The 17,449-nt window shown below is 61.7% G+C and carries 15 protein-coding genes; 8 read left to right on the plus strand and 7 right to left on the minus strand.

The window, feature by feature from the left end; translation table 11 throughout:
• Positions 1 to 699, minus strand: coding sequence for a transferase (locus tag ACILSE_RS14430; protein ID WP_395718111.1), 699 nt, complete (start codon positions 697 to 699; stop codon positions 1 to 3).
• Complete coding sequence (locus tag ACILSE_RS14435) at positions 696 to 2,042, minus strand: surface carbohydrate biosynthesis protein (RefSeq protein WP_395718112.1); 1,347 nt, start codon at positions 2,040 to 2,042, stop codon at positions 696 to 698. The genes ACILSE_RS14430 and ACILSE_RS14435 overlap by 4 nt, the downstream gene beginning before the upstream one ends.
• A 102-nt stretch (positions 2,043 to 2,144) precedes the next feature.
• On the opposite strand from ACILSE_RS14435, the gene ACILSE_RS14440 reads away from it, so the two are divergent.
• The 6 genes from ACILSE_RS14440 to ACILSE_RS14465 are packed head-to-tail and all read left to right on the plus strand — an operon-like array spanning position 2,145 to position 8,535.
• The gene (locus tag ACILSE_RS14440) at positions 2,145 to 3,518 is read left to right on the plus strand and encodes a DegT/DnrJ/EryC1/StrS family aminotransferase (RefSeq protein WP_395718113.1); all 1,374 of its coding nucleotides are present in this window, start codon (positions 2,145 to 2,147) and stop codon (positions 3,516 to 3,518) included.
• Positions 3,508 to 4,506, plus strand: coding sequence for a Gfo/Idh/MocA family protein (locus ACILSE_RS14445; RefSeq protein WP_395718114.1), 999 nt, complete (start codon positions 3,508 to 3,510; stop codon positions 4,504 to 4,506). Before ACILSE_RS14440 ends, ACILSE_RS14445 begins: the two co-directional genes overlap by 11 nt.
• Positions 4,503 to 5,585, plus strand: a complete 1,083-nt coding sequence (locus ACILSE_RS14450; RefSeq protein WP_395718115.1) for a hypothetical protein — start codon at positions 4,503 to 4,505, stop codon at positions 5,583 to 5,585. Before ACILSE_RS14445 ends, ACILSE_RS14450 begins: the two co-directional genes overlap by 4 nt.
• The gene (locus ACILSE_RS14455; protein WP_395718116.1) at positions 5,582 to 6,715 is read left to right on the plus strand and encodes a glycosyltransferase family 61 protein; all 1,134 of its coding nucleotides are present in this window, start codon (positions 5,582 to 5,584) and stop codon (positions 6,713 to 6,715) included. Before ACILSE_RS14450 ends, ACILSE_RS14455 begins: the two co-directional genes overlap by 4 nt.
• Positions 6,712 to 7,638, plus strand: coding sequence for a glycosyltransferase family 9 protein (locus ACILSE_RS14460; RefSeq protein ID WP_395718117.1), 927 nt, complete (start codon positions 6,712 to 6,714; stop codon positions 7,636 to 7,638). Before ACILSE_RS14455 ends, ACILSE_RS14460 begins: the two co-directional genes overlap by 4 nt.
• Before the next feature lie 54 nt (positions 7,639 to 7,692).
• Complete coding sequence (locus ACILSE_RS14465) at positions 7,693 to 8,535, plus strand: hypothetical protein (RefSeq protein ID WP_395718118.1); 843 nt, start codon at positions 7,693 to 7,695, stop codon at positions 8,533 to 8,535.
• Between the two features lie 20 nt (positions 8,536 to 8,555).
• Here ACILSE_RS14465 and ACILSE_RS14470 read toward each other — a convergent pair whose 3' ends face one another.
• The 3 genes from ACILSE_RS14470 to ACILSE_RS14480 form a co-directional block, all read right to left on the minus strand.
• A complete protein-coding gene (locus tag ACILSE_RS14470; protein WP_395718119.1) occupies positions 8,556 to 9,272 on the minus strand; it encodes a class I SAM-dependent methyltransferase in 717 nt (238 codons plus the stop codon).
• 66 nt (positions 9,273 to 9,338) lie between these two features.
• Complete coding sequence (locus ACILSE_RS14475; RefSeq protein ID WP_395718120.1) at positions 9,339 to 10,283, minus strand: SDR family oxidoreductase; 945 nt, start codon at positions 10,281 to 10,283, stop codon at positions 9,339 to 9,341.
• On the minus strand, positions 10,280 to 11,575 hold the full coding sequence (locus tag ACILSE_RS14480; RefSeq protein WP_395718121.1) for a nucleotide sugar dehydrogenase: 1,296 nt from the start codon (positions 11,573 to 11,575) through the stop codon (positions 10,280 to 10,282). The genes ACILSE_RS14475 and ACILSE_RS14480 overlap by 4 nt, the downstream gene beginning before the upstream one ends.
• Before the next feature lie 119 nt (positions 11,576 to 11,694).
• Between ACILSE_RS14480 and ACILSE_RS14485 the strand changes: the two genes are divergently transcribed.
• A complete protein-coding gene (locus tag ACILSE_RS14485; protein ID WP_395718122.1) occupies positions 11,695 to 12,825 on the plus strand; it encodes a glycosyltransferase in 1,131 nt (376 codons plus the stop codon).
• A gap of 7 nt (positions 12,826 to 12,832) precedes the next feature.
• On the opposite strand, the gene ACILSE_RS14490 is transcribed toward ACILSE_RS14485, so the two are convergent.
• Both ACILSE_RS14490 and ACILSE_RS14495 read right to left on the minus strand, forming a co-directional pair.
• On the minus strand, positions 12,833 to 13,918 hold the full coding sequence (locus ACILSE_RS14490) for a hypothetical protein (protein ID WP_395718123.1): 1,086 nt from the start codon (positions 13,916 to 13,918) through the stop codon (positions 12,833 to 12,835).
• Complete coding sequence (locus ACILSE_RS14495; RefSeq protein WP_395718124.1) at positions 13,825 to 15,402, minus strand: MBOAT family O-acyltransferase; 1,578 nt, start codon at positions 15,400 to 15,402, stop codon at positions 13,825 to 13,827. Before ACILSE_RS14495 ends, ACILSE_RS14490 begins: the two co-directional genes overlap by 94 nt.
• Positions 15,403 to 15,549: 147 nt before the next feature.
• Between ACILSE_RS14495 and ACILSE_RS14500 the strand changes: the two genes are divergently transcribed.
• A complete protein-coding gene (locus tag ACILSE_RS14500) occupies positions 15,550 to 17,445 on the plus strand; it encodes an ABC transporter ATP-binding protein (protein ID WP_395718125.1) in 1,896 nt (631 codons plus the stop codon).
• The last annotated feature ends 4 nt before the right edge of the window (positions 17,446 to 17,449 follow it).

Raw genomic sequence — 17,449 nt, forward strand, 5'->3', positions numbered from 1 at the left:
TCAATCGGACCTTGGCTTCATGCTGCCTGCGGTAGCAAACCATGACTCGAAATAGGACACAGGTCTTGATTTGAAGATCAGGTTTGGCGAGCTGCCGAAAACAATCGTGCCGTCCGGGATGTCCGTGTCGATCACGCAGGTGTTTGCGGCGAGGATCACATGATCGCCCACGCGGCAGTTCCCGATGAGCTTGGAGCCGGCCAGCATGGCCACATGGTGGCCGAGACGCGGATACTTGTCCCAGTTGTTGCCAACGGTGCAGTTCTGCGCGAACGAAAAGTAATCACCGAACTCCGCGCGTCCGATGACGGTGCCCACGGGATGATCGAGCATGAAGATGGAGGGCATCTCCACCTCGTAATACAACTCCAGCCCGTTGAGCGTCTTGTTCAGAAAGTACAACCGGTCCGCGAGGCTGCGCCGCTCCGGCGCGGCCTGCCGGCACAGCGTGTTGGCTAGGAAATAGAGAAACACGGCATACTGGCCGGAGTGATATGGATTGAACCGCGCCGCACCGTCTTCGGTGTAGCGCTTGATGCGTGTGTGCAGGAAACAGCGCTCGCAGCGTGGCAGCGCAAGGCGGATCATGTCGGCGAGGCACGCTTTCTCCTCCGGTGACAATGGCAGAAACAAGGATTCAAGCTGGCGGCACACCAACGTCACCAGATCACCCTCGGACATGTCGAGTTTCATACTCATGCGGCGCTGATCTCCACCAGATAGCGGCTGATGAAGCGGCAATGCAGCTTCTTGTTCACGAGCTGCTCAAGCACGCGCAGTTTGGCGGTGATAGCGTCACGGTCGAAGAGCTCGAACTTTTTCGGCACACCGCCAGCCTTGCGCCGCCGCTGGTTGCGCGGCTGCACCAAGCTGCGGGCGAGATGCTCCAGTTCGGCCAGACGGCCGCGCATCACAGTGGTGGTTATTTTTGCCGCAGCTGCGGCCACCAGCGCACCGATGCGTTCCGAGGACATCACCTGCGGGGAGAAATTGGCGATGATGCGGGAGATACGCCGCTCGGCCTCGGGCTCCACCACGGCGCGCGTGCCGCCGCGAATCTCCTGCACGACCTCATCGAGTGTTTTGCAAACCGCGCCTACGAGCGAGGGCAGATGCTGCTCGAAGACATAGCCCACATCCGGCGCGTACTGGATGATGCGCGGCGTGAGATGGCATGCCTCCAGGCCGGTGGTGCAGCCGGTGTGCACCAAAACATCCGCCGCCGCAAGCCATGGCAGCACGCTGCCCTCCGTGAGCACGCTGAGATTCTTGATGCCGCCGAGCACCGCGTTGTAGCACGCCGGATCTTCACCGGGATGCGGACGCAGCACGATGTGATGGTCGGGAAACTCCTTTCGCAGCCGGTTGGCCAGCTCGATGTAGGCCGTTTGCAATCTGGCGTGGTAGCAATGGAAGTTCAGCCAGTACTCCGCAGTGTCGCCTTTTTCGTTCTGGCCGGTAAAGGCGTTCTTCACGCTGAGAAACGCGGGCAGGTTGCTCGCCAGGGCGAACTTGGTATTCAACAGGATGAACTTGCCAAAGCGCTGCCGGATCGCCAGCGTCTCCGTTTCATACAAACAGGCCAGTTCGGGCTTGATGATGTCAAAACGCGGATGGCCGGTCACGTGGATCGCGGGCGCGTCCGGACCCGCCACTGAACGGAACACCTCGGCGGAAAAGTCGCCCCACGCGCAGACCACGTCGTCGCCATCCAGCCAGTTCGGATGAAACATCTGCAAAAACTGCTCGCGGTCGAGCTCGCCCTCCTCGCCAAACACCGGCTCCTCCTCGGCGAGAAACAGCACGCGATAGCCGCGCCCCTTGAGCACGCGGTATTTCGCCAAGTTGGGCTTCATGCCGCCCACGAGCACCTGCTTGCCCACATAGATGCCGCCGCGCCAGCGCCTTGCGAGGCGATAAACACCACGGTCCTGGCCGAGAAACACCGAGCGTTCCGGCGCCGCGCAATGCGCCGCCATCAGCAGCCGGGCGTCCAGTTCGCGACTGGTGACCTCGATGGGAAACATGATTGGGATCGGCATTGTGCGGAAGCAGGAGTAAACCTCGATGGCGCGCCAGTTGCATTCGCGGCACGCTTGTGTCTGTTAGGCGTCCGTCATCCAGACGCAAGCCGCATTTTACTCATGTCCTCCACCTCCAGCAAGCCAGCCATTCTCGGCGGAACCCCGGTCCGCACCCGCCCCTTCGCACCCCGCGTCACGATGAGCCAGGCCGAGCAGCAGGCGGTGCGCGAGGTGATCGAGAGCGACGTGCTCTCCGCCTTCATCGGTGCCAGCGGCAAGTTTTTCAACGGCGGCAAACGCGTCACTGATTTCGAGGCTGTCTGGTGCCAGCGCTACGGCTTCAAACATGCCATCAGCGTGAACTCATGGACCACGGGCCTCGTCACCGCCATCGGTGCCATCGGCATCGAGCCGGGAGATGAAATCATCTGTCCGCCTTACACGATGTCAGCCTCGGCCACCTGCTGTCTGTTTTACGGCGGCATCCCAGTCTTCGCCGACATCGACCCCGAAACCTTCTGCATCTCGGCAAAATCCATCGCGCAGAGGATCACACCGCGAACGAAGGCCATCATGGTCGTGCATTTGTTTGGCCATCCGGCGGACATGGATGAAATCCTCGCCCTGGCACGCCGGCACAACCTCAAAGTCATCGAGGACGCGGCCCAGTCACCAGGCGTGCTCTACAAAGGCCGGCCCGTTGGCGCGATCGGTGATCTCGGCGGCTTCAGCCTCAACTTCCACAAGCACATTCACACGGGTGAAGGCGGCGTGATCGTGACGAACAACGATGATCTCGCTCAGCGCTGCCGTTTGATCCGCAACCACGGTGAAAACGTCGTCACCGGCGATGATCCGGCGGAACTTGTGAACTGCATCGGCAGCAACTACCGCCTCACCGAAGTTCAGGCGGCGATCGGCAGCGCGCAGATGAACAAGCTCGACGCATGCCTCACCACCCGCACCACGCTGGTCGCGCATCTGCGCCAGCGCATCGACAAACTGCCCGGCCTGCGCGCCCAGCCGCATCCCGTGGACTGCACGCACGCCTACTACCTGCTGCCGGTGCATTTCGACGCCGCGAAGGCGGGCCTCAGCCGTCATCAATTCGTCAAGGCCGTGCTCGCGGAGCTGCCGAAGCCCGAAGGCTTTGAAGGCACGGCGCTCACCGAAGGGTATGTGAAGCCGCTTTATTTGAGCCCGGTTTACCAAAAGCGCATCGCCATCGGCTCCAAAGGCTTCCCCTTCAATCTGGCTCCCGCAGGCTGGCCGGACTACAGCGAAGGCATCTGCCCCGTGACCGAACACATGTATAAAAACGAACTGCTGCTCTGCCCGGTGGTACGCGAGCCGCTGACCACGGCGGACATGGACGACGTCGCCAGCGCGATGGAGCAAGTGCTAGAACATGCCGCTGAAATCGCCCGCAGCGTGCCGGACTCCGCCAATCTGTTCACCCCGGTGGCTGCAGCCATGGATACCAATGTCCGCTAGCACAGCGACTCCCAGCCCTGAGCCTGACGTCCCGTTGCGGGCCGTGGTGATCGGCTGCGGCTGGATCGGTGCAGGCACTGCGCTTGATCCTGCCACGGTGGGTGTGCAGTCCCACGCAGAAGCGTATGCACGCCATCCACGCATCACCCTTGCTGGACTCGCAGATTATGATCTGACACGCGCCAAGACTGCTGCGACAGCTTTCGGCCCTTGCGAGGTGTTTGACGATCCGGCGGTGATGCTGGAAAAGCTGCGGCCTGAGATCGTGAGCATCTGCACGCCGGATGAAAGCCACGCGGCCATGCTGCGGCTTGCGCTCGCAAAATCATCCACCCGTGCGGTGTTGATGGAAAAACCGCTGGCTGTCACGGTGGCTGAAGCACATGCCTTGGTGCAGACGGCTTCACAACAGGGCGTGGTTCTCTCGGTGAATTACTCGCGCCGTTTCTGTCCGGCTTTTCGACACTTGCGCGATGAACTTCAACAAGGCGTCTTCGGGCGTGTGCAGCAAGTTCACGGCTATTACGGCAAAGGCATCATCCACAACGGCACGCATTGGATTGATCTGCTGCGCTATTTGATCAGCGACATCGAACGCGTCATCGTGCCCACGGCGTTGAAGCCGGATGAACACACGCCATCTGCGCAAATCATCTGCGCCGGAGGTATTCCAGCCACGCTCAGCGCCCTCGACCACACCGCCTTCACTTTGTTTGAGATGGACATCATCGGCACCGCCGGCCGCGTGCGCATTCTCGACGGCGGACATCGCATCCTGCGCGCGTGCACCGTGGAAAGCCCTTTGTATGCCGGTTATGTGAATCTCGGCGACGAGCAGATTGAAGAACGTTGCCTCAAAGATGCCATCGTGCATGCTGTGAACGACCTGCTGGCCTGCCTCGATGGTCGCGCCCCGCAGCCCGCCTGCACGGGCGCCGATGCCGTGGCCTGCCTAGAAACCGCCACCGCCATTCTTGCCGTCGCATGAAAGTGTTTGCCATCGCAGGTGATCCCGGAGGAGCGCAGGCCGTGATGGCAGTGGTGCAGGAACTGCGCAAGCAACAGGAAACCGTCGTCACAGCCGGCTACAACGCCGCGGCGTATATTTTCGCACCCGCCGACCACGTTTTCGAAGAGGCGACCACATTAGACGACGCGGTCCACCTGTTGAAAAAGATTCGTCCTGATGCGCTTCTCTGCGGCACCTCGGTGAACGGCCGCGACGACGAAAAAACCTTCATCAATGCCGCCCGGCAGCTCGGCATGCCCTCCATCGCAGTGCTCGACTTCTGGTCGAATTACGCGGCCCGTTTCACCACACGGCCGCCGGACGGCCCCTTTGACGCACTGCCGGATGTCATCGCCGTGATGGATGAATGTGCCGCCGACGATTTGCGCGGCATCGGCATCGACGCGCAGTCCATCCACATCACCGGACAGCCCGCGTTTGACCGTCTGCACGCTGAAGCGCCGCCGATGTCGAAACTGGCCGAGTTGCGCGTACAGATCGGCTGCCCGTCGGAACGCCACCTGATCCTGTTCGCCTCGCAACCCTGCTCGGAGATCGCCACCAAGGCCGGCTATGCCGTGCTGCCGTATGACGAGCGCGACATTGTGCAAACATTCTGTGAAGAATTCCTAGCTCACCCGGCCGCAAACGAATTGTTTCTGTGGATTCGCCCGCATCCGCGTGAAATGTCTGGGAAGTTCAGGCAGCATGCCTCGCCGTCCGTGTTTGCGGGCATGGCCGGGGATTCCGCGCTCGCACAACACGCAGCCGAGGGCGTGGCGGGAATGTGTTCGGTGTTTTTGCTGGAGGCGGCGCTCATCGGGAAGCCGGTGCTGAGCTTGCAGCCCGGCGAGACGGGTCCCAGCCCGCTGCCGCTCGACCGGCTGCGCATTGGCACGGCCTGCATCGATAAAGACATCCGTCCCGCCATTCGTCACTGGCTGGATCAATGGCGTGGCATTGCACGTGTGGATATCCCGCCTGCTGGCGGTGCTTTGCGCACGCCTGATGCCTCGCGTCATGTGGTTGAGGAACTTCGCCACCTTGCTCAACGATGAACAAACTTATCCGGCTTGCCCATGACTTCCACACCCGCGCCGCCGTGCTGCTCGGGCGCGGCCTGCGTCATGCCACCACGGAGGAGGCGCGGGCCGCTGCTCTGAAAAGCTGGACGTTGCAGACCGCTGGCACCCGCACGCTGGACAACAAGCTCGAACACACGCTATATGACGTTTGCCCGGCGCAGATCGATATGCATTGGAAGGAAGTGGTCTGCCACGAATTTGCCAACGCCTGCCTCACCGGCGATGACGGGGCTGTTTTCCTCAGCAGCGGCCTGCATCTCAAAGATTGTCCCAGCCTCGCGCGTCACCCTGACCGCAAAATCCGCCGACCGCTACGTCTGCTCGCGCAAAAAATAGCGGAACCCTGCTTTCACCTCGCCGGACGGAATTACGAGAACCACGGCCACTTCCTATTGCATCATCTGCCACGCCTTCTGGCCGCGCATAACGATCTCGCCGCGATGGGAAATCCGCGAATCCTCTTGGGGAACCGTGAAAAACGCTGGCAGACCCGTTACCTCGCCGCTGTGGGCACACCGCCGGAGCAGGTGCGACGCGCCGGTAGCGGCACCACCTTGGTAAAGCGGCTGTTTTACACACCGCAGATGTGGACAGACACCGCGCTCGCCGCGCCGGAGATTCTCCTGCGCATACGCACCACGTTCCTAGCTTGCGCCGGACCGCTGCCAGATGCACAGCCACCCGTCCTTGTATCGCGCGCGGACGCTCCCGACCGCCGGCTTCTCAACGAGCGCGACATTGCCGCCGAAATGGAACGCCAGTGGGGTGCATGCGAGGTGCTCGAACTGAGCAAACTCGATTTCGCGACGCAAGTGCGCAAATTCGCCGCAGCGCCGCTAATTGTCGGCGCTCTGGGCCAGGGCTTCGCCAACCTACTCGTCTCCAGCAACGCACTGTGCCTGATCCTCGACACCGAGGTGAAGTGGGGCGAGTCCTATTTCTCACAAACCTTCCGCGACCTCGGCCTGCTGCATGGCAATCTGGCCTCGCGGTTGTTTGCAGACCGTCCGATTCAAAAGCGCGAACATTGGAGCTATCCGATCGATAAATTCAAAGAGGAACTCGCCAGAGCGACGTCTCTGTGGAAACAACACCATCCGTGAGAACCGCCGTCGCCTACCACAAACAGCTTGGAGACACATTGCTCCTGCAACCCGCCCTCGAAAGGCTGGCGACGCAGGATCGCGAGGCAGTAACGCTCTATACGCTGCCCGGTCATCAACCGCTGGTGGAACTGATGCCCGGCGTGAGCTGGGGCGCAAAGGCCAATCATCACGCAGGCACTTTCGATCGCGTTTTCGCCCTCGACCAGGGCTCGCAATCACTTATGAAGAGCCTGCGCTTGCATGCGCGGCAAAAGCAGTTGCTCACACGCGCGGCGGTTTACATCCGCTGGTATCATCGCCTGCTCTTCCACGCCTGCTGTTCGGAGAATCTGAACGACATCTATGTGGCGCGCTATTATTTCGACGTGGTCGGCGGCGGAGAATCAGACACCTTCAGGCCGCCACGGCTTCAGCCGCCTCCTGCGGACTGGATGCAGCAATCCGCCGCCAATGCCGTCGTCATCAATCCCGCGTCGGGTTGGGAGCGCAAATCTTGGACCGTCGCAGGCTGGCGCAAAGTGATCCGCGCCATGCTCGACATGGGCCTCGGCCCCGTGTTTGTTGCCAGTGGCAGCGCCGACTGGCATTTGCGGATGGGGGACGAGATTTGCGACGGTTTTCCTGTGTCCCAGGTTCGCAATCTCGCAGGACAGACCACGCTGCGCGGCTTCCTCGCCCTGCTTTCACAAGCGGCCATCACGCTCACCGTCGATGGTGCGGCCTCGCACATCACACAGGCATTCGGGCGGCCGACCGTGGTGCTTTTTGGTCCTTCCAAGACACAGATGTGGCATCACGACACGCCGCGCAACCGCGCCATTCAGGCCAGCGAGTTCGCCAACGATCCGCTGCCACCCACCGCGCTCATTCCACCGGAACGCGTGGTTGAGGAGGCCAAAAGAGTGCTCGCCGCCGCCTGAACCGGCGCATACTTCGATCTTGATTTCCCAAGATGGCCTCCTTAGTGGTTGCACATGATCGCGCAACAAATCTGGTCCTTGATCAAAACACCCGAGTTCCGCCTGAAGGAGTATTTCCATCGGAGACCCGACCCGAAGTTTGACTGGCATTTCTGCTCCGGAGAGGACGCAACCAAGGCCCAGGAAGGCTATCAAAAGCTCGAAGAGGACGGCATCGTCATGCTGCCGGGTTATTTCCAAGGAACCATGCTGCAGGAGCTGCAGGCCGCTTTTGACAAATCCGTCGCGGACCAGTGGTGCAAGCTGAACCCCAACTCGCTCCAGTGCGACGAGTTCTTCGTCAAGGATCCGGCCTTTCTGCGCGCCGCGCTTGATCCAGTGCTGCTGGACATCATCGGCCGGTACTACAAGAAAAAGTTCGCGCTCGGCCGCTCCTGTGCTCAACGCCTGCTCCCGGCGGAAACCGGCCGCTACGGCTCCTACCAGTGGCATCACGACACCCGCGGTCGCCAGATTCACCTCATGGTACTGCTGCGCGATCTTGCAGAAGATGGCCAGCGCATGTCCTACCTGTCAAAGTCGCACCAGACTTATTACAGCTACCTGCGCGGACGCGGCCAAGGATCGCGCTTTGATACCGACCTGCGCGAACATCCCGAGTACAAGGATCGCATCGTCGAAGTCGCCGGGCCTGCGGGCACCGTGGCCATTTTCGACGCAAACGGCCTGCACAGCGGCAATCGCAACAACAACGGCGGTCGCGACCAGGTCACCTTCTGCTACGTCAGCGTGCGCCATTGGAAACCGCAGAAGTTCCGCCGCGCCGAAGTCGAGGCGCTCCAAGAGCCATTCAAACAGGTCGTGACCTTAAACCCGAAGCACGAACTGGTGGATTGATCACTGGCACAGTTCGGAGATCACTTCTTAACCGAAAAGATCACCATCGTCGGTCCCTGTCGTGAAGGATCAGACACATCGTGGTTGAAATACACGCGGTCCACCTTGCCCTCAAAGAGCTTCAGCACATCGGCGACGGTCTGAATCTGGCCAGTGGTGCCCATCAGGCTGCCCTGGCTCTTCCGATACTCCTCAAGCACATGTTCCGGGTAATAGGTAAGTCCGATGGCGATGACGCCGCCGTTTTTAACCACGCGCACCAGCTCGTCCGCCGCCTTTTGCGGCTCCGTGCTGTAGGTAAGAACCCAGCCGAGCATGATCGCATCCCATGAATCATTGGCGTATGGCATCTGGTGCATGTTGCCCAAGTCCACCCACGGTGAATATGAGAGCAGATCCATGCCGCGAACATTCTGCGGGTTGAATCCATAGGCCACAAGATAAAGAAGATCCGTCTCAAGACGCACGCCGATGGCCAGCACCTTGACGTCAGCCTTCATCATCTTGTCGATGGCTGTGAGCGGCTGGATCAGCCAGAGAATGCGGTCGCTCGGGCGCGCTAGCTTGAGCGCGCGCAGATTGTGCTGGTGTCCGTCCACTCCCACCTGGTCTTCGCAGGAGCGAAGCCGCTTCTTGATGTAAACAAACCACCAGAAGCGCAGCTTGAAGACCGCGTGGCAGATCAGTTTGACGCGGAGAAAGCGGGCAAGACGAAGGATCAGACGGGATTGGGCCATGGGAGAAAAGTAGTAGACCTGTCCAGCCTCGCGGGGTCATTGCAAGCGCAAAGTTCCCTGCGCGCCTTACGCCTCGGCGCGGTAAAACTCCAGCGTCCGCCGCAGCCCTTCCTCCCAAGAGACCTTCGGATCGTAGCCGAGGCATTCGCGCGCGGCGCTGATGTCCGCGAGCGAGTGGAGAATGTCCCCCGCGCGACGCGGCTCAAACTTTGGCCGAAGATGCTGCCCGGTGAGATGGTTGAGGTCCTTCACGAGCTTCAGCAGGTCGATCGATTCGCCACAGGCCACGTTGAAGAATTTCCCGGCCGCTTTTTCCGCCGGGGCCTCAGCGGCGCGGAGATTGGCGGCCACGGCGTTGTCCACAAACGTGAAATCGCGCGCCTGGCTGCCATCACCGAAGATCACTGGCGGCTGACCGGCCAGCATGGCGGTGCAGAATTTGGCGATCACGCCCGAGTAGGGCGAGTCGAATGCCTGGCGCGGCCCGAAGACGTTGAAATAGCGCAGAGAGACGGTTTCAAAGCCGTAGAGCTGGTGAAACAACTGCGCGTAGCGCTCTCCGCCGTATTTCTGCAACGCGTAGGGAGAGAGCGGCTGCGGCGGCAGCCCCTCATGTTTCATGCGCGCGTCTGCATTGCCGTAGATGGAGGATGAAGAGGCAAACATCAGCCGTTTCACGCCCGCGTCACGCGCGGCCACGAGCACGTTGAGCGTGCCTTCCAGATTGTGCGCATTGCTCTCCTGCGGTGCGCCGATGGAGCGCGGCACGGAGGGCAGCGCGCCCTGGTGGAACACCCATTCAACACCGGGCATGAGCTTCGCAAGCAGCGCGTTGTCACGAATGTCGCCCTCGACGAACTCCACCTGGTCCCCCGGCTGTTTCCAGTCGAGATTTTTCACGTTGCCAAGGCTGAGATTGTCCAGCACCACCACGGAAGCACCGCGGCGGCAGAGTTCTTGGGTGATGTGCGAACCGATGAATCCTGCTCCGCCTGTGACGAGTGCCTTCATGCTTTGAAATAGTGAGATTGTCCTTTCATGCGCGTGCCGAGCACGTTGCGAGAGTCCACCACCAGCCGTGCATTCGCGGCGATTAACTCCGCGTCCACGGCCTTGTGATTCGTGGCGATGAGCACAAGGTCATAGCCCTGGATTTCCGCCGTGCTAAGCGGCACGCTTTTGCGACCTGCGAAGTGCGCGTGCTCGCGCGAGGGACGGATGACCGGCACATGCGGATCGTGGTAATCGACCTGCGCTCCCTCGTGCTCCAGCATCTCCCAGAGCACATAGGCCGGACTTTCGCGGTCATCATCGACGTTGCTCTTGTAGGCGATGCCGATCATCAAGACGCGGCTGCCTTTGATCGTTCTTTGCACGCTGGCGAGCGCCTCGCCGCAGCGCTGGATGACGTATGCTGGCATGGCGGTGTTCACCTCGCCCGCCAGTTCGATGAAACGTGTCTCCTGGCCGTATTGGCGCGCCTTCCAGGTGAGGTAAAACGGATCGATCGGAATGCAGTGGCCGCCGAGGCCGGGGCCGGGATAAAACGGCATGAAGCCGAAGGGCTTGGTCTTCGCGGCATCGATCACATCCCAGATGTCGATGCCCATCGCGGCATAGACGACCTTCAACTCGTTCACCATCGCGATGTTCACGGCGCGGAAAATGTTCTCCGTCAGCTTCACCGCCTCCGCCACACGGCAGGACTCCACCGGCACGAGTGTTTTGATCGCGCGTCCGTAAACGGCCAGCGCATGCTCGCGGCACGCGGGCGTCAGCCCGCCGACGATTTTCGGAATCACGGCGACATCGCTCTGCGGATTGCCCGGATCCTCGCGCTCGGGTGAGAAGGCGAGATGAAAATCCTCGCCCGCCTTGAGACCTGATCCTGCCTCAAGCACCTCGCGCAGTTCGGTGTCCGTCGTGCCGGGATAAGTGGTCGATTCCAGCACCACCAACTGCCCGCGCTGCAAATGCGGCGCGATGGCGCGGCCGGTGTTCAATACATACGTTAGATCAGGATCGCGATGCCTAGCAAGCGGCGTAGGCACGCAGATGATAATGGCCTCGCACTCGCGCACGCGGGAAAAATCAGTCGTCGCGGCGAAACGTCCCGCGTTACGCTGCGCCTGCACGGCCGCGGAGGAAATGTGCAGGATGTAGCTCTGCCCGGCCATGAGTGCATCCGTTTTTAAGGCGTCGATGTCGAATCCCAGCACCACGCTGCCCGTCCGGGCGAATTGGAGGCTCAGAGGCAGCCCAACATAGCCCAGGCCGATGATACCGATGGTGGATGACGACATTGCTACAGAGACAGAACGGTTGAAACGTCATATGAAAGCAAGGGCACCGACATGCCAGAAGTTTTTGTCAAAAAGGGGCTTTATTTCATCCGGCGCTCACGCCATGGAGCAAATCGCTGATGAACGTCACCTCATCACCTCCCGCAGTTTCATGGCGCATCGCCCACTCCGAGGCCTCCCTCGGCTGGGGCGGCCAGGAGCATCGCATCCTGGCGGAAATGCAAGGCTTTCAGCGTCGTGGCAGTCAGGTGTGGCTCATCGCGCCGCCGCAGGCGCAGCTTTTTCAACGCGCTGAACGCGCCGGTGTGCCGGTCGTGGCGCAGCCGTTCAACCAGCGCGCCCTGCTGCCCGTGCATGCGCTGCGCCTCGCCTGGTGGCTGCACCGGCATCGCATCCAGATCGCCAACCCGCACAGCTCGCGGGACGGCTGGCTGCTCACCATCGCCGCGCGCATCGCCCGCGTGCCGCTCATCATCCGCAGCCGTCATTTCGACGTGCCTATTCCCAACAAGTCGCTCAGCCGACTGATGTACAAGGAATGGAGCCATCACATCATCACCACCAGCCCGAAGATCACCGAGACGCTCACCGCCACTTTTGACCTCGATCCAGCGGAGATCACCACGATCCCCACCGGCGTCGATTTGCAGCGTTTCGGGCAGGACGGCCCGCGTGCCGTGCTGCCATTGCCGGAACTGCCTGAAGGCACGCCTTTGATCGGCATGATCACCGTGCTGCGCTTTGCCAAAGGCACGCAGGTGCTCGCCGAGGCCGTGCGCATCCTGCGGGACGAGCACAAGCTGCGCATCCACTGCGTCATCGTCGGCGAGGGGCCGCATCGTCCGCGTCTGGAGGTCACGCTGGCCGCGCTCGGTGTGGAGGACCAGTTCACCCTCACCGGACATCGCGAGGATGTGCCGGACATCATGCGCGCGCTCGACATCGTCGCCATTCCATCGTTTCACGAGGCGATCCCGCAGTCCGGACTCCAGGCCTTGGCCACCGGCGTGCCCGTGGTGGCCAGTGATGTGGGAGGAATACCCAGCATCATTCAAAACGGCATCACCGGCCGTCTCGTGCCGATGCAAAACGCCCCTGCCCTCGCCGCCGCCATTCGTGACACGCTCGAACAGCGGGAAAAAACGCAGGCGCTTTGCGCCGAAGGCAGAAAACTCATCGAATCACAGCACAGCCTGGAGGTCATGCTGGACCGCCTGGACGCCATCTACCGGCAGCATCTCGGCGCGTGAAAAAAATTCACTGTTGCGCGCGCGGCGCGCCAAATCCGGTCCGCACGCGCTCCGCGAGCGCGGACGCGATGATTTCGTGACCTTCGGCCCGCACATGCGCGGCGTCGGCGTAAATCGCCTTCACATTCCGGCCTTTGAACAGCTCCTGCATGCGTACGATTGCCACATCAGGACCGGCCAGCTTGGTCACCCAGTCATACTGGCCTTTTTCATCGGCCGCAGCGCCGCCATCGGCGCCTTGATGCAGATCCGCCTGGATGACCAGCAGCAACGGCACGCCTGCTTTTTTCGCCGTTTCCACCGAGAGAATCGTCTGCTCGCGTACCAGGTCGTTCCAGCGCGACAGGGTGGCCGCGTTCATCCCGGCGGCGATTTCGGCGTCCGCGTCACTCGCCGCGCCCTGGAGACGAACCTCCTGCGGCAGCAACTCCCAGAAGACTTTTTCCGTGCGCGCCTCGAACAGGCGGCGGATCAGGACAGATTTCATTAGCCAGTTGCGCGGATGCGCGGAGCGGAACTCCTCCCGCCGCCGCCATTCGCGCTCGTCCTCGAACTCGTTCGAGAGATTCACATGCAGCACCAGCAGTGTGGGGTCATAGCGCAGCGCCTGCTGCAGCACCACTTGCTTCCGCCGCGCCCCGTAACCGGGCAGGCCCAAGTTAAACGACTCCGCCTTCACGCCCGACTTGCGCAAAATTTCCCCGAGCTGACCGGCGTAACTGGATGCCACATCACGACCACGCGCCACCGAGTCACCGATGACCATGATGCGCGTCGCGCCGGGTTCGCGTTTCAGGGCAAACGACTGTGGAAAAAACTTCCGTCCGCCCGCGCGAACCAGATCGACCGTGCCGTCCGCATTTTCGACAAAGCCTGCGGTCGCATCATAGCCGTAGTCAAAACGACCGCTCAACGTCTGCGCAAAAAGCAGCCGTCCCACGAGTTCTGCCCCAAGGAGCACAACCACCATCAGCACGAAGGATTTCGAGAGCGCACGCATCAGAACTGGAAATAGATGAACTCCTGCTCGCCTGAAGAAGCGCTGGCGAAGAGCATGAACATGAAGATGAAGACAACGCCGCGCACGGGCCATGACAGGTGGTCGAGGTCGGATTCGTCCTGCCTGCCCCGCGTGGCCCATTGCAGCAGCAACAACGGCACGGCGTGGATCACCAGCCAGGCCGCGGGCTTCAACCACGGCAGCGTGGCGTGAAAATTCCCCAGCGCCGCGAACCAGGCTCCCAGCGCCGCCAGATTCGGCGCGCGGAAGACCGCCCAGCCAACAAGCGTTAGCGCAAACATCAACACCACCGCACCATGCCGCGCGAATCCGCGGGCAGCCTTGCTCTCCTCCAGACGTCCGAGCGCCGGCACCATGCGATAGAGCGTCAGCAAGGCCGCATGATAAGCCCCCCACAGCACAAAGGTCCAGCTCGCCCCGTGCCACAGCCCCGCCAGCAGCATCGTCACCCACAGGTTTCGCAATGTGATGAATGACCCGCGTCGGTTGCCGCCCAGCGGAATGTAAACGTAGTCGCGGAACCAGCGCGAGAGCGTGATGTGCCAGCGCTGCCAGAAATCGCTGGGCCCGCGCGCCGCGTAGGGCAGGCGAAAGTTCTGGCTCAACTCGATGCCCAGCAGCCGCGCCGACCCGCGCGCCATGTCGGTGTAGCCGGAGAAATCCCCATAGATCTGGAAGGCGAACGCCAGCACGCCCAGCACCGCCCATGGTGCGTTCAGCGTGGCCCCTGATGTGAAGACATGATTCGCCAGAATCGCGCACTGGTCCGCCACAAAAGCTTTTTTGAACGCGCCCACCAGCAGCATGCGCAGCCCCGTGTGAACATGCGCCCAGTCCCAGCGCGCAGCGTTCTGAAACTGCGTGAGAAAATGCGCAGGACGCTCGATCGGCCCCGCCACGAGCTGCGGGAAGAAGGCGAGATACGCGCCAAACGTGAGCAGATCCTCCGCCGGCCGCGCCTTGCCTTTGTAGACGTCCACCGCATAAGCGATCGATTGAAAAGTGTAGAACGACACCGCCACCGGCAGCACCACATGCGGCAGCACCCAGCCGCATTCCACGCCCGCGTGCCGCAGCAGTGCCATCAGTGTCTCCGCAAAGAAACCAAAGTACTTGAAAATGCATAGCACGGCGAGGTTCGAGCCAATGCTCAGCAGCAGGAAGCCCTTCCGCCGCTTTTCCTCAGCCAGAAGCCATAGCAGCGGATAACCGGCGGAAAAAATCACCGCGAAGATCGCTCCGAACTCCAGCATCGCCGTCCGCACCTCACCTTGCCCATGCGGGATGACGCGGTAGGCCATCAACCACGCCAGCGGCAGCAGCGCCGCCGCGATCACTCGCGGCAGCGGCGCGCGATGTCCGGTGATCGCCCGCCCGCAGAAGTAATCCACGCATGTCGATCCCATCAGCAGCGCCAGAAAGCGCATGTCCCACATGCCGTAAAACACATAGCTCCCCGCCAGCAGCAGCACCATCCGCGCCCGCAGCCCCAGCCACCAGTAGAGCACGACCACCAGCGGCAGAAAAAAGGCGTATTGCCAGGACAGAAAGGACATGCGGCGGGGAAATGAAATTGTCCGCCGGCAGGCGGGACGGAACCGCTTGTTAAGCCGAGCCACAGCCCGCCGTCAACCAAGGATGACCGCCGCCTTGGCACTTCGCGGTTGTGTGCGTCGCGATGCGGCGGTTAATGCGGCCCTCCCATGCCCGGCCAGTCCCCAGCCTCCTTCAAACTCTCCGATCCCCGCGTCGCCGATCTCGCGAAACAGACGCTCCGCACCATCTGGAAGTATGTGCTTCCCTACCGCGGCCGTTTCGCCCTCAGCATCGTGCTCGGCATGCTCAGCGCCGTCTTCAACGGCGTCATGCTTATCGGCTTCCAGCTCATCTTTTCTCTCGTTCTGAAAGGCAAGACCCGTACGCTCGGCGAAGCCGTGGACCTGCCGCTGCTCGGCGAGATCAACCTCGCAAAAATGCTCGGCCTGGACGCTGACACGCCGGTGGGATTCTCAGGTGTCATGATCGCGTGCGCCTTCATCCCCGTGCTCATCTTCCTGCGCGGTTTTTTCGCCTACCTTTCCAGCTACATGCAGGCCTGGGTCACCAGCAAGGTCGCCTACCAGCTCCGCAACGACGCCTTCCACAGCGTCATGCGCCAGTCGCCGGGCTTTTTCAACAGCGCCCGCACCGGGGAGCTAATGCAGACCGTCACCGTCCAGACCGCGTCCGTGCAGCGCAATGCCATGCAGCTCGTCCAGACCCTCGCACAACGGCCGCTGACCATCATCTCCATCCTCGTCGTGCTCTTCGCGCAGGACTGGTTCTTCACACTGATGTCGCTGGTCGTTTTTCCTGCCTGCCTCGTGCCCATCGTGCGCATCGGCAAGCGCGTGCGCAAGAGCGGCGCGCGGGAGGAATACGACTCGCGCTCCCTCATGGTCGCCATGCAGGAGTCCTTCGCCGGCATCCGTCTCGTCAAGGCTTACGCACGCGAGTCGCACGCCGAGGAACGCTTTGCCACCACCAACGCCAGCATGACCCGCAACCAGGTGCGCTGGACCAAGGCGGTCGAGCTGGTCGGCCCGATCGTCGAGACCGTCGCCTCGCTTGGCATCGCCGCCGGCCTCGTCTATGCTTGGGACCGCGGCCTGGAGGCGGAGAACTTCTTCCTCCTCGTCATGGCGCTCACACAAATCTATCCGCCGGTCAAAGAGCTGAGCCGTGTGCAGATGATGCTGCAAAAGACCACCGTTGCCGCAGGCATGGTCTTTGAGCTGCTCGAACGCTCGCCGGACATCAAGGACGCCCCGGACGCCGTCGCCGCCGCACGCGCTCGTGGGGCCGTCAGCTTCCAGAACGTCACCTTTCATTACCGTGATGCACATGGCGTGAAAAAAGACGTGCCTGCCGTCACCAAAATCGATCTGCAGCTCGAACCGGGGAAATTTTACGCCTTCGTCGGCCCGAGCGGCGCTGGCAAAAGCACGCTCTACTCGTTACTGCTGCGTTTTTATGATCCTGACGAGGGCGCGGTGCTGCTCGACGGCCGCGACATCCGCTCCCTCACGCAGGCGTCGTTGCGCGAGAACATCGGCGTCGTCAGCCAGGACACCTTCCTGTTCCATGACACGCTGCGCGAAAACATCCGCTACGGCCGCCTTGACGCCACGGAGGAGGAGATCATCGCCGCCGCGAAAAAAGCGCACGCGCACGAGTTCATCGAAAAAATTCCCGCCGGCTACGATGCCATCGCCGGCGAAGGCGGCTGCAACCTCTCCGGCGGCCAGAAGCAGCGCATCTCCATCGCCCGCGCCATTTTACGCGACGCGCCGGTCCTGCTGCTCGACGAGGCCACCTCCGCGCTCGACACGGAAAGTGAAAAAATCATCCAGGAGGCCATCCACATGCTCTCTGAAGGCAAGACCGTCGTGGCCATCGCCCACCGCCTCTCCACCATTCTTGAGGCGGACCAAATTGTCGTCATGGACCAGGGGCGCATCCTCGATCGTGGCACGCACAGTGAATTGCTGACACGCTGCCCGCTTTACCAGAAGCTCTACCAGCTCCAACACAGCAGCGAGGATAAAACGGCCGCGTGACAGC

Origin of the sequence: Prosthecobacter sp. (genome assembly GCF_044236155.1) — a bacterium.
Classification (GTDB): domain Bacteria; phylum Verrucomicrobiota; class Verrucomicrobiia; order Verrucomicrobiales; family Verrucomicrobiaceae; genus Prosthecobacter.

What these genes read in the sequence shown, in the direction of transcription:
- ACILSE_RS14445 (WP_395718114.1), top strand. Translation starts at nt 3,508, where the DNA reads ATGTCCGCTAGCACAGCGACTCCCAGCCCTGAGCCTGACGTCCCGTTG.
- ACILSE_RS14465 (WP_395718118.1), top strand. Translation starts at nt 7,693, where the DNA reads ATGATCGCGCAACAAATCTGGTCCTTGATCAAAACACCCGAGTTCCGC.
- ACILSE_RS14450 (WP_395718115.1), top strand. Translation starts at nt 4,503, where the DNA reads ATGAAAGTGTTTGCCATCGCAGGTGATCCCGGAGGAGCGCAGGCCGTG.
- ACILSE_RS14430 (WP_395718111.1), bottom strand. Translation starts at nt 699, where the DNA reads ATGAGTATGAAACTCGACATGTCCGAGGGTGATCTGGTGACGTTGGTG.
- ACILSE_RS14495 (WP_395718124.1), bottom strand. Translation starts at nt 15,402, where the DNA reads ATGTCCTTTCTGTCCTGGCAATACGCCTTTTTTCTGCCGCTGGTGGTC.
- ACILSE_RS14435 (WP_395718112.1), bottom strand. Translation starts at nt 2,042, where the DNA reads ATGCCGATCCCAATCATGTTTCCCATCGAGGTCACCAGTCGCGAACTG.
- ACILSE_RS14490 (WP_395718123.1), bottom strand. Translation starts at nt 13,918, where the DNA reads ATGGCCCGTGCGCGGCGTTGTCTTCATCTTCATGTTCATGCTCTTCGC.
- ACILSE_RS14475 (WP_395718120.1), bottom strand. Translation starts at nt 10,283, where the DNA reads ATGAAGGCACTCGTCACAGGCGGAGCAGGATTCATCGGTTCGCACATC.
- ACILSE_RS14470 (WP_395718119.1), bottom strand. Translation starts at nt 9,272, where the DNA reads ATGGCCCAATCCCGTCTGATCCTTCGTCTTGCCCGCTTTCTCCGCGTC.
- ACILSE_RS14455 (WP_395718116.1), top strand. Translation starts at nt 5,582, where the DNA reads ATGAACAAACTTATCCGGCTTGCCCATGACTTCCACACCCGCGCCGCC.
- ACILSE_RS14480 (WP_395718121.1), bottom strand. Translation starts at nt 11,575, where the DNA reads ATGTCGTCATCCACCATCGGTATCATCGGCCTGGGCTATGTTGGGCTG.
- ACILSE_RS14500 (WP_395718125.1), top strand. Translation starts at nt 15,550, where the DNA reads ATGCCCGGCCAGTCCCCAGCCTCCTTCAAACTCTCCGATCCCCGCGTC.
- ACILSE_RS14440 (WP_395718113.1), top strand. Translation starts at nt 2,145, where the DNA reads ATGTCCTCCACCTCCAGCAAGCCAGCCATTCTCGGCGGAACCCCGGTC.
- ACILSE_RS14485 (WP_395718122.1), top strand. Translation starts at nt 11,695, where the DNA reads ATGAACGTCACCTCATCACCTCCCGCAGTTTCATGGCGCATCGCCCAC.